At 69.3% G+C, this 10,970-nt stretch carries 9 protein-coding genes; 6 read left to right on the top strand and 3 right to left on the bottom strand.

The annotated features are described in order from the left end of the window. Positions 1 to 88 precede the first annotated feature (88 nt). The gene (locus tag AB0P24_RS01705) at positions 89 to 790 is read left to right on the top strand and encodes an HAD family phosphatase (RefSeq protein ID WP_362741140.1); all 702 of its coding nucleotides are present in this window, start codon (positions 89 to 91) and stop codon (positions 788 to 790) included. A 424-nt stretch (positions 791 to 1,214) separates the two neighbouring features. Further along, positions 1,215 to 2,819 (top strand): ABC transporter substrate-binding protein, encoded by a 1,605-nt coding sequence (locus AB0P24_RS01700; protein WP_365789916.1) that lies wholly within the window; start codon positions 1,215 to 1,217, stop codon positions 2,817 to 2,819. A 72-nt stretch (positions 2,820 to 2,891) separates the two neighbouring features. Here AB0P24_RS01700 and AB0P24_RS01695 read toward each other — a convergent pair whose 3' ends face one another. Together AB0P24_RS01695 and AB0P24_RS01690 are read right to left on the bottom strand one after the other, a co-directional pair. Next, positions 2,892 to 3,563, bottom strand: coding sequence for a response regulator transcription factor (locus tag AB0P24_RS01695; protein WP_365789914.1), 672 nt, complete (start codon positions 3,561 to 3,563; stop codon positions 2,892 to 2,894). A gap of 16 nt (positions 3,564 to 3,579) precedes the next feature. Beyond that, positions 3,580 to 4,521 carry a RecB family exonuclease gene (locus tag AB0P24_RS01690; RefSeq protein WP_365789912.1) on the bottom strand — a complete coding sequence of 314 codons (942 nt, stop codon included), beginning with the start codon at positions 4,519 to 4,521 and terminating at the stop codon, positions 3,580 to 3,582. Positions 4,522 to 4,661: 140 nt separating this feature from the next. On the opposite strand from AB0P24_RS01690, the gene AB0P24_RS01685 reads away from it, so the two are divergent. The 3 genes from AB0P24_RS01685 to AB0P24_RS01675 all read left to right on the top strand — a co-directional run bounded on the left by AB0P24_RS01685 (position 4,662) and on the right by AB0P24_RS01675 (position 8,139). Continuing rightward, positions 4,662 to 6,200, top strand: coding sequence for a site-2 protease family protein (locus AB0P24_RS01685; RefSeq protein WP_365789910.1), 1,539 nt, complete (start codon positions 4,662 to 4,664; stop codon positions 6,198 to 6,200). 158 nt (positions 6,201 to 6,358) lie between these two features. Then, positions 6,359 to 7,261 (top strand): tRNA (adenine-N1)-methyltransferase, encoded by a 903-nt coding sequence (locus AB0P24_RS01680; RefSeq protein ID WP_089103073.1) that lies wholly within the window; start codon positions 6,359 to 6,361, stop codon positions 7,259 to 7,261. 296 nt (positions 7,262 to 7,557) lie between these two features. Beyond that, positions 7,558 to 8,139, top strand: coding sequence for a hypothetical protein (locus tag AB0P24_RS01675; protein WP_365789908.1), 582 nt, complete (start codon positions 7,558 to 7,560; stop codon positions 8,137 to 8,139). Positions 8,140 to 8,191: 52 nt separating this feature from the next. Here the strand turns inward: AB0P24_RS01675 and AB0P24_RS01670 are convergent, their stop codons facing one another. Further along, entirely contained in the window at positions 8,192 to 8,497 is a 306-nt protein-coding gene (locus AB0P24_RS01670; protein WP_234531428.1) for a ferredoxin, read from the bottom strand. A 526-nt stretch (positions 8,498 to 9,023) separates the two neighbouring features. Between AB0P24_RS01670 and arc the strand changes: the two genes are divergently transcribed. Further along, entirely contained in the window at positions 9,024 to 10,790 is a 1,767-nt protein-coding gene (gene arc / locus AB0P24_RS01665; RefSeq protein WP_365789906.1) for a proteasome ATPase, read from the top strand. The last annotated feature ends 180 nt before the right edge of the window (positions 10,791 to 10,970 follow it).

The raw sequence follows: 10,970 nt of genomic DNA, 5'->3' as shown, positions 1-10,970 counted from the left end.
TCGGACACGTCGTACACTGGTCGGTCCACAGCAGGCCGGTTCCCCGCGCGGGAACCGGCCTGATCGTCCCTCAAGGAGGTGCGACCGGATGACCAGCACGGTCCCCGCGCTCGGAACCCGTACGGCGGAAGGCTCGGCACTCCAGGCGGTGCTCCTGGACATGGACGGCACCCTGGTGGACACCGAGGGCTTCTGGTGGGACGTCGAGGTCGAGATCTTCGCCCGCCTCGGCCACGCCCTCGACGAGTCCTGGCGCCATGTCGTGGTCGGCGGCCCCATGACCCGCAGCGCCGGCTTCCTCATCGAGGCCACCGGCGCCGCCATTACGCTCGCCGAGCTCAGCGTGCTGCTCAACGAGGGCTTCGAGGAGCGCATCGGCGCCGCCCTGCCGCTGATGCCGGGCGCACAGCGGCTGCTCGCCGAGCTGTACGAGCAGCAGATCCCCACCGCCCTGGTCTCCGCCTCGCACCGGCGCATCATCGACCGTGTCCTGACCTCGCTGGGCCCCCACCACTTCACCCTGTCCGTCGCCGGCGACGAGGTCTCGCGCACCAAGCCCTTCCCGGACCCGTATCTGCTCGCCGCCGCCGGGCTGGAGGTGGATCCGGCCCGATGCGCGGTCGTCGAGGACACCGCGACCGGAGTCGCCGCCGCCGAGGCCGCCGGCTGCCACGTGGTCGCCGTCCCGTCGGTCGCGCCGATCGCCCCGGCCGAGCGGCGTACCGTGGTGACCTCGCTGGAAGACGTCGACCTGGCTTTTCTGCACGGTCTGATGACGGAAATGCGCTAGCCGTTCACCCAGCGTGCAATGTCCATTGGGCGAAATCCCCAGGGCGGTCATTCAACGGAATTCGCAACTGTTCAACGGGCTGAATTCCGATACATCATCACCGAAATGCCCGTGTGACGTTCCCCACGTGTACGGAAGCTCGACAACGTTGCCCGAGTGTGCAGACCACCCCCGTTCGGGGGGAATCAGGGTGACCATGTGTCCCGATTGGGGAGAGGCTGCACTAATCCTGACGCCGTCTGGTGTTCGGTCTGTCCGCAACCGGCTCCCCTGCGTGATGGCGCCTCAACTCACGCCGCTGCCAACCCTCCTGCGGGCGCGGACTAATCTCGTCGCGAGAACATCACCGTAACCCCCGTGATCCGCTTCGACACCCCCTGCATGCGGGATACACGGATTCGAACAGCTCTGGAGAACTTCGAGCATGAACCGCAAGACTTTGGTGCTGCCGGCCGTGGTCGGCCTGCTCACTCCCGTGCTCGCCGCGTGCGGTGGATCCGGCAGCGGGAGCAGCAGTAGCGACGCGATCGTCGTCGGTACCACCGACGGGTTCACCGCCACGAAGGACGCCCCGGCTCCGCTCGACCCCGCCTACTCCTACGACGTCGGCGGCTGGAACATCCTGCGTCAGACCGTGCAGACCCTCATGTCCCAGCCCAAGGGCGAGGGCGACCCGGTCCCCGACGCGGCCGAGAGCTGCTCCTTCACCGACAGCGGCAGCGAGCGCTACGCCTGCAAGCTGCGCGAGGGCCTGAAGTTCTCCGACGGCAACGCCGTCACCGCCGCGGACGTCAAGTGGTCCATCGAGCGTGCCCTGCGCATCAAGTCGGACAGCGGTGTCTTCGCCCTCCTCTCGAACATCGACACCATCGAGACCCAGGGCGACCGCGAGGTCGTCTTCCACCTCAAGAGCGCCGACGCCACCTTCCCGTACAAGCTGTCCACTCCGGTCGCGGGCATCGTGAACCCGAAGGACTACGAGAAGGACAAGCTCCGCGACGGCTTCGACATCGACGGCTCCGGCCCGTACACCTTCAAGGCCGACGTCAAGGACAACGAGTTCGTCTCCGGCACCTTCACCAAGAACCCGAACTACAAGGGCAGCGTGAAGGTGAAGAACGAGCAGGTCGTCATGCGCTCCTTCAAGGACGCCGACTCCATGGGCGAGGCGATCGACAAGGGCGACATCGACGTCATGACCCGCACCATGTCGCCGTCCCAGATCAACAAGCTCGACGCCGGCGACGACTCCAACGTCGACCTCGTCGAGATATCCGGCCTGGAGATCCGCTACCTCGGCTTCAACACCAACGCGCCGTCGGTCAAGTCCAAGGCCGTCCGCCAGGCCATGGCCCAGGTCATCAACCGCGACGAACTCGTCGCCAAGGTGTACGGCTCCCAGGCCGAGCCGCTGTACTCGCTGGTCCCGGCCTCCGTGACCGGCCACTCCAACTCCTTCTTCAACAAGTACGGCGACCCCAGCGTCTCCAAGGCCAGGAACCTGCTGGCCGCGGCGAACATCACCACCCCGGTGAAGCTCACCCTGCACTACACGACCGACCACTACGGTCCGGCCACCAAGCAGGAGTTCGAGGTCCTCAAGCAGCAGCTCGACGACAGCGGCCTGTTCGACGTCAGCATCCAGGGCACCGCCTGGTCGACCTACCAGACGGCCGAACGCAAGGGCAACTACGACGTCTACGGCATGGGCTGGTTCCCCGACTTCCCGGACCCCGACAACTTCCTCGCGCCGTTCCTCGACAAGGACAACTTCCTCAAGTCGCCCTACCTCAACAGCAAGATCATCAACACCCTGATCCCGGAGTCCCGCCGCGAGGCCGACCGGGCCACCGCCACCGGCCCCCTGACCGAGATCCAGAACACCGTCGCCAACGACGTCCCGGTGCTGCCGCTGTGGCAGGGCAAGCAGTACGTCGCCGCCCGCACCGACATCACGGGCGTCGCCTACGCCCTCAACTCCTCCGCCAGCCTCCAGCTGTGGGAGCTCGGCCGCGGCTCCAGCAGCTGACGCCCGGTCAGACGACGCGAAGGGCGCCCCTCTCCACCGAGAGGGGCGCCCTTCGCGTCGTCCTCGCCCGCCCTACTGCGCGCCGGGCCGCACCAGGCCGCTCTCGTACGCGTACACCGCGGCCTGCACCCGGTCCCGCAGCCCCAGCTTGGTCAGCACATGCCCCACATGCGTCTTCACCGTGGTCTCGCTGACGAACAGGTCCGCGGCGATCTCCGCGTTCGACAGCCCCCGCGCCACCAGCTTCAGCACCTCCACCTCACGGTCGGTGAGCGTGTGCAGGGTGTTCGGCACCGGCTCCTCGCCGGACGGCAGATGCGTCGCGTACTTGTCCAGCAGCCGACGCGTGATGCTCGGCGCCAGCATCGCCTCGCCGTTCGCCACCACCCGGATCGCCTGCACCAGCTCATTGGCCGGAGCGTCCTTCAGCAGGAAGCCGCTGGCCCCCGCGCGCAGCGCCTCCACCACGTACTCGTCGAGATCGAACGTGGTCAGCACCAGCACCTTCGCCGGACCGTCCCGGCCGGGACCGGTGATCTGCCGGGTCGCCTCCACGCCGTCCATCCGAGGCATCCGGATGTCCATCAGCACGACATCGGGCTGGAGAGCGCGCACCTGGTCGAGGGCCTGCAGGCCGTCGCCTGCCTCGCCCACGACCGCGATGTCCTGCTCGGCCTCCAGAATCATCCGGAACCCGGTACGCAGCAGCGGCTGGTCGTCGACCAGTAGGACGCGGATGGCCACGGTGAGTCTCCTTCTGCTAGTCCGCGCCCATTCTGCCCTGCGTCACGTCCTCGGACCCGGCCGACCTCACCGGCAGGGGGTACGGCGGGGGAGTACCGCCGAACTCGGGGCAGTGCGCCTGGTGGTCGCACCAGCCGCACAGCTTCGTCGGGCGCGGCCGCCACTCGCCCGACTCCGTCGCCTGCCGGATCGCCTCCCACAGCGCGAGCAGCTTGCGCTCCACCCGCTGGAGATCGGCGAGGACCGGGTCGTACGTCAGCACATCACCGCTGCCCAGATAGACCAGCTGCAGCCGCCTCGGCACCACGTTCTTCAGCCGCCACACCACCAGCGCGTAGAACTTCATCTGGAACAGCGCGCCCTCGGCGTACTCCGGCCGCGGCGCCTTGCCCGTCTTGTAGTCGACGATCCGCACCTCACCCGTCGGCGCCACGTCGACCCGGTCGATGATCCCGCGCAGCCGCAGCCCCGACTCCAGCTCGGTCTCCACGAACAGCTCCCGCTCCACGGGCTCCAGCCGGACCGGATCCTCCAGCGTGAACCAGCGCTCGACGAGCTGCTCCGCCTCACCCAGCCAGCGCGCCAGCCGCTCACCCTGCGGATCCTGCGCGAACAGCTCCCCGAGCTCCGGCCGGGACTCCCGCAACCGGTCCCACTGCCCCGGGATCAACGACTTGGCCCGCGGCGCCGTCCGCTCCGTCGCGGGCGCGTCGAAGAGCCGCTCCAGGACCGCGTGCACCAGGGTCCCCCGCGTCGCCGCCTCGCTCGGCTTCTCCGGCAGCCGGTCGATCACCCGGAACCGGTACAGCAGCGGACACTGCATGAAGTCACTGGCCCGCGACGGCGACAGCGAGGCGGGCGGCCCGGCCGCCCTCACCGCCCCCGCCGTGACCGGCCCTTCCCCCTGCGCGACGACCGCGTCCCGATCCTGCGAGGCGTCCTCGATGCTGCTGTCCATGACCACAGACCATACGGCCCGCCACTGACAGTCACCCAACCCGCACGACGGCCCGGCCAACACAGGGGGTGCCGGGGCGGAACACGCCACGACGGCCGCATACCATCGACCAGAGACGACGTATCTAACGAGGGGACACCGTGGACGTGAGCGGCGGCAGCGGACAGCCCCGGTCGGACAGCCCCGACCCGACCGAGCACCGCCCAGGGCCCACCGACGCGGGCCGGGACCCGGCCGATCCCGGTGCCACCACCCCCACCGACCAGGCCGAACCGACGACGGAGAAGCCGGAGGCGACGGAGAAGCCGGAGAGGCCGGAGGCGACGGAGAAGCCGGAGACGACGAAGCCGAGGGAGACGCCGAAGACGCCGAACTCGGAGGAGACGCCGCAGACAGCGGTGACGCCCGGCACCGCGCAAGCGCCGGAACCAGTGCCCGTGCCACGCCTCGACGCACCCCGTGAAGGCGACCGGCCGGGCCCCGCACAGTCCGGTATGGCCAAGGGACAGCCGCCGCAGCGGCCCAAGGAACCCGGCGGCGGGCTGCTCATGGGGCGCCCCTTCGGCGTCCCGGTGTACGTCGCCCCCAGCTGGTTCCTCGTCGCCGCCCTGATCACCTGGGTCTTCGGCGGCCAGCTCGACCGGGTGCTGCCCGAACTCGGCGCCGCCCGCTACCTCGTCTCCCTCTTCTTCGCCATCGCCTTCTACGCCTCCGTGCTGGTCCACGAACTCGCCCACACGGTCGCCGCGATCCGCTTCAAACTCCCCGTCCGCCGCATCCAGCTCCAGTTCTTCGGCGGCGTCTCCGAGATCGAGAAAGAGGCCGAGACCCCCGGACGGGAGTTCGTGCTGGCCTTCGTCGGCCCGCTGCTCTCCCTCGTCCTGTCCGGCCTTTTCTACCTCGCCATGCAGCCCGTCGAGCCCGGCACCGTCCCCGGTGTCCTGCTGGCCGGCCTGATGGTCTCCAACCTCATCGTCGCCGCCTTCAACCTCCTGCCCGGCCTGCCCCTCGACGGCGGCCGAATGCTCCGCGCCGTCGTCTGGAAGATCACCGGCAGGCCCATGAGCGGCACCATCGCCGCCGCCTGGGTCGGCCGCGCCCTCGCCGTCTCCGTCCTCATCGGCCTCCCGCTGCTCAACCACTGGGGCGCCTTCGGCGGCAACACCGCGGACAGCAGCGGCATGGACGCCGTCACCGACGCCCTGCTCGCCGCCATCCTCGCCGCGATCATCTGGACCGGCGCCGGCAACAGCCTGCGCATGGCCCGGCTCCGCGAACACCTCCCGGAACTGCGCGCCCGCACCCTCACCCGCCGCGCCGTCCCGGTCGAGACCGACACCCCGCTCTCCGAGGCCCTGCGCCGTGCCAACGCCGCCGGCGCCCGCGCCCTGGTCGTCGTCGACGCCGACGGCACGCCCCTCTCCCTCGTCCGCGAGGCCGCGATCGTCGGCGTACCCGAACACCGCCGCCCCTGGGTCGCCGTCAGCGGCCTCGCCCAGGACCTCACCGACGGCATGCGCGTCTCCGCGGAACTCGCGGGCGAGGACCTCCTCGACGTCCTGCGCGCCACCCCCGCCACCGAGTACCTGGTGGTCGAGGAGACCGGCGAGATCTACGGCGTCCTGTCGGCCGCGGACGTCGAGCGGGCCTTCGTCAGGGCGATGGCAAGGCCGTCCTGAAACGCCCGGACCCGGAGGCGCCCCGCAGGGGCGCGGGGCACAGCCGGTGTGCGGCTCCGCCGCGTGGGCGCGACCAGCCGCCCACGGCCCGCATCCGACGCACCCGCCCTCGCCCCCTGTCGGTCCAGCCCCCCGCGGGGAACCGGTAGGCTGTTCACATGTCCGAACCGACCGGTGCCGCCCGCAGGCGCGGGCCCTTCAAGGTCGGGGACCAGGTACAGCTGACCGACCCCAAGGGTCGCCACTACACGTTCACGCTCGAAGCCGGGAAGAACTTCCACACCCACAAGGGCTCCTTCCCGCACGACGAACTGATCGGCGCTCCCGAGGGCAGCGTTGTCCGAACCACCGGCAACGTCGCCTACCTCGCGCTGCGCCCCCTGCTCCCCGACTACGTCCTGTCCATGCCCCGCGGGGCAGCCGTCGTCTACCCCAAGGACGCGGGGCAGATCCTCTCCTTCGCCGACATCTTCCCCGGCGCCCGCGTCGTCGAAGCCGGCGTCGGCTCCGGCTCGCTCAGCAGCTTCCTGCTGCGCGCCATCGGCGACCAGGGCATGCTGCACAGCTACGAGCGCCGCGCTGACTTCGCCGAGATCGCCCAGCAGAACGTCGAGCGCTACTTCGGCGGCCCGCACCCCGCCTGGCAGCTCACCGTCGGCGATCTCCAGGACAACCTCTCGGACACCGACGTCGACCGGGTCATCCTCGACATGCTCGCCCCCTGGGAATGCCTGGAGGCCGTCTCCAAGGCACTCGTCCCCGGCGGCATCCTCTGCTGCTACGTCGCCACCACCACCCAGCTCGCCCGGACCGTCGAGTCCATCCGCGAGATCGGCTGCTTCAACGAGCCGACCTCCTGGGAGACGATGATCCGCAACTGGCACGTGGAAGGCCTCGCCGTCCGCCCCGACCACCGGATGATCGGCCACACCGGCTTCCTGCTCACCGCCCGCCGGCTCGCCGACGGCGTCGAGCCGCCCATGCGCCGCCGCCGCCCCGCCAAGGGCGCCTACGGCGAGGACTACGACGGCCCCAACGCCGACGGCGGCGCCGGCCGCTGAGCCCGTCCCCGCTGCCGCGACAACGCACGAGCGCCGCGGCCGAGTTCCCCGGACCCCACCGGAACTCGGCCGCGGCGCTCCGACGTTGACGCCGTCACAGGTGCCGTCACAGGTGCCATGGCACGGCCCGCCGCAGACACCGGCGCATTCCCCGCCACAGGCGCCGTCGCGGACACCCGCACCGGACCGCGGACCCCACCGGCCACGAAAGCCCACCCCGCCGTTCCCACCCGCTGTGACGTGTGGCACGATGCAGGCCACCCCCACCGGCACAGGCCTCACAGGAGACACTCCTAGTGCAGCAATCCGTGGTCCCGGAGCTCGCTCACACCGACACCCGCCCCATGCACTGGCTCGCCACCGCCGCTGCCGTGGCCGGCGTCGTCGCTCTGTCGTCCCTCTTCCAGCCGGGCTCGGCCAAAGCCGCCCAGCCCGCCGCCGCGGCCAAGCCGAAGCCCGCCCCCGCGGCCGCCGCGCCGCCCAGCACCACCGGCGTGGACTTCCCCCTCGACTGCGGCCCCGTGAAGGAACTGGTCGTCAAGAAGGCCACCGGCGACCTCGACGGCGACGGCAGACCGGAAACCGTGGTGGTGGTGCACTGCGACTCGGCCATGGGCACCCCGCCCGACGGCGTCTACGTCCTCACCCAGGCCGCCGACGCCACCAGCCCCCGCGTCGTCGCCACCCTGGTCGACCCCAAGGACCGGCTCACCGTGACCGACTTCGCCGTCGCCGGCCAAGCGGTCACCGCCACCCTGCTCGGCTATTCCTCGGACAATGTGCCCAGTTGCTGCCCGGACCTGAAGTCCAGCGCCAAGTGGCAGTGGAACGGCCACGCGTTCGTCCGCTCCACCCCGGCGGCCGCCCACAGCGTCTGACGACCGCACCGCCGACAGGCCGGCACGGCCGCCACACTCGGTGGCCGGAAAATCACTCCGCGTCCGGCCCGTACACCTCGACCCGGTCCGCGACCCGGCGCACATGGATGCACTCGCCCGGACACTCCCGCGCCGAGTCCACCACATCCGTCAGCAGCGGCAACGGCACCGGCACCGTCGCTCCCTTCGCCTGAAGCAGCTCGTCGTCCGCGCCCTTCACATAGGCCAGGCCGTCGATGTCCAGCTCGAACACCTCCGGGGCGTACTGGGCACAGATCCCGTCACCCGTACACAGATCCTGGTCGATCCAGACCTCAAGCGCCTCGCCGCCGGCCAGGGCCTCCTGCTGCACGGTCATCTCTCCTGCCGTCGAAAGCGCCGGCCGACAGGAGACGGGGATCACCCGGTCCCGCCCCGGCGGGTGTTGAACGACTTCGACCCTACCTCCGGCCCACGGCCGCCCGCGCACCTTCCCGGCGCACCCCCGCGCGCGCTCCGGACCCGTGCGCACGGCGCGTCCCACCGCGCGGTACGGCGGCGCTCGGCCACCGGATCGATCGACTTGAGCCAACCCGCGGCCCACCTCCATGATCACCCATCACATCCGACCAGTCGCTCTGTGTAAGAAATCCGCCACCGGGGCACAACCCCTGAACCGGCACTGGAGCGGACAACTCCGGTCAGTGACGAAGGGTTTTGACCACTCCCGGCCCGGAACACGCCGCTTCTGAAACGCGTTGAGTGGGTATCCACCCGGCACGAGGGAGAACGCAGCGGGTGACCGACGACACACCTTGACAGTCTTTGTGATCTAGGGGTTTCAATCGACACCCACCCAGGTAGGGTCTGGAAGCGTCCAGCTCCCCTTGGAGGAGGTGAGGACCGTGGCAGCCCACGACGACGACATGAACCGCGGCATCCGCCCGGGACGGGGGTCCGACGACCCGTCCGAGCAGATCGCCTATCTTGAGCAGGAGATCGCCGTCCTGCGACGCAAGCTCGCCGACTCTCCGCGACACACGAGGATTCTCGAAGAGCGGATCGTCGAGCTACAGACGAACCTGGCCGGCGTGTCCGCCCAGAACGAACGACTCGCGAACACCCTCCGCGAGGCCCGCGACCAGATCGTGGCCCTCAAGGAAGAGGTCGACCGACTCGCACAGCCGCCGGCCGGCTTCGGCGTCTTCCTCACGGCGAACGAGGACGGCACCGCCGACATCTTCACCGGCGGCCGCAAACTGCGGGTGAACGTCAGCCCAAGCGTCGACCTGGACGACCTCAGGCGCGGCCAGGAAGTCATGCTCAACGAAGCGCTCAACGTGGTCGAGGCCATGCAGTTCGAGCGCGTCGGCGACATCGTCACCCTCAAGGAGATCCTTGAGGACGGCGAGCGCGCCCTCGTACTGGGGCACACCGACGAGGAACGGGTGGTACGGCTCGCCGAGCCACTGCTGGACGTGAACATCCGCCCCGGCGACGCCCTGCTGCTCGAACCCCGCTCCGGATACGTCTACGAGATCGTCCCCAAGAGCGAGGTCGAGGAACTCGTCCTCGAAGAGGTCCCCGACATCGGCTACGAGCAGATCGGCGGTCTCGGCGGCCAGATCGAGGCCATCCGCGACGCCGTCGAGCTCCCCTACCTCTACCCGGACCTGTTCAAGGAGCACGAACTGCGCCCGCCCAAGGGCGTCCTGCTCTACGGACCCCCCGGATGCGGCAAGACGCTCATCGCCAAGGCCGTCGCCAACTCGCTGGCCAAAAAGGTCGCCGAAGTCACCGGCCAGGCCGCCGGCAAGAGCTTCTTCCTCAACATCAAGGGCCCCGAGCTCCTGAACAAGTACGTCGGCGAGACCGAGCGGCAGATCCGCCTCGTCTTCCAGCGCGCAAGGGAGAAGGCCAGCGAGGGCACCCCCGTCATCGTCTTCTTCGACGAGATGGAGTCCCTCTTCCGCACCCGCGGCTCGGGCGTCAGCTCGGACGTCGAGAACACCATCGTCCCCCAGCTGCTCGCCGAGATCGACGGTGTTGAAGGCCTCCAGAACGTGGTCGTCATCGGCGCCTCCAACCGCGAGGACATGATCGACCCCGCCATCCTCCGCCCCGGCCGGCTCGACGTGAAGATCAAGATCGAGCGTCCCGACGCCGAAGCGGCCAAGGACATCTTCGGCAAGTACCTCACCGAGCGCCTCCCGCTGCACTCCGACGACCTCGGAGAGCACGGCGGCAGCAAGGCCACCACCGTCGAAAGCATGATCCAGACGGCAGTGGAACACATGTACGCCGAATCCGAGGAAAACCGCTTCCTGGAAGTCACCTACGCCAACGGCGACAAGGAAGTCCTCTACTTCAAGGACTTCAACTCCGGCGCCATGATCGAGAACATCGTCGGACGCGCCAAGAAAATGGCGATCAAGGACTTCCTCGAACACAACCAGAAGGGCCTCCGCGTCTCCCACCTCCTCCAGGCCTGCGTGGACGAGTTCAAGGAGAACGAGGACCTGCCCAACACCACCAACCCCGACGACTGGGCCCGAATCTCCGGAAAGAAGGGCGAACGGATCGTCTACATCCGTACCCTCATCACCGGAAAGCAGGGCGCCGACACCGGACGCTCCATCGACACGGTGGCGAACACCGGACAGTACCTGTAAAACACAGGGCGGCTGCGGGTGCCCTCACCGGGTACCCGCAGCCGACTGTTTTTCCGGCCAAGACCGGAACCGAGGCGAGCAAGGCAATGACGCAAATGATCTCCCCACCAGTGCAAAGGCGTTCTAGGCTCTTTCCTACCGCCGAGTCGCGCAGTGCGGGGACGGGCACCGCACACGCAC

It is taken from the genome of Streptomyces sp. NPDC086519, from assembly GCF_040686075.1.
Classification (GTDB): Bacteria; Actinomycetota; Actinomycetes; order Streptomycetales; family Streptomycetaceae; genus Streptomyces; species Streptomyces shenzhenensis.
Note: the sequence above shows the minus strand (reverse complement) of the source record. Positions and strands in the feature narration are given on the sequence as shown.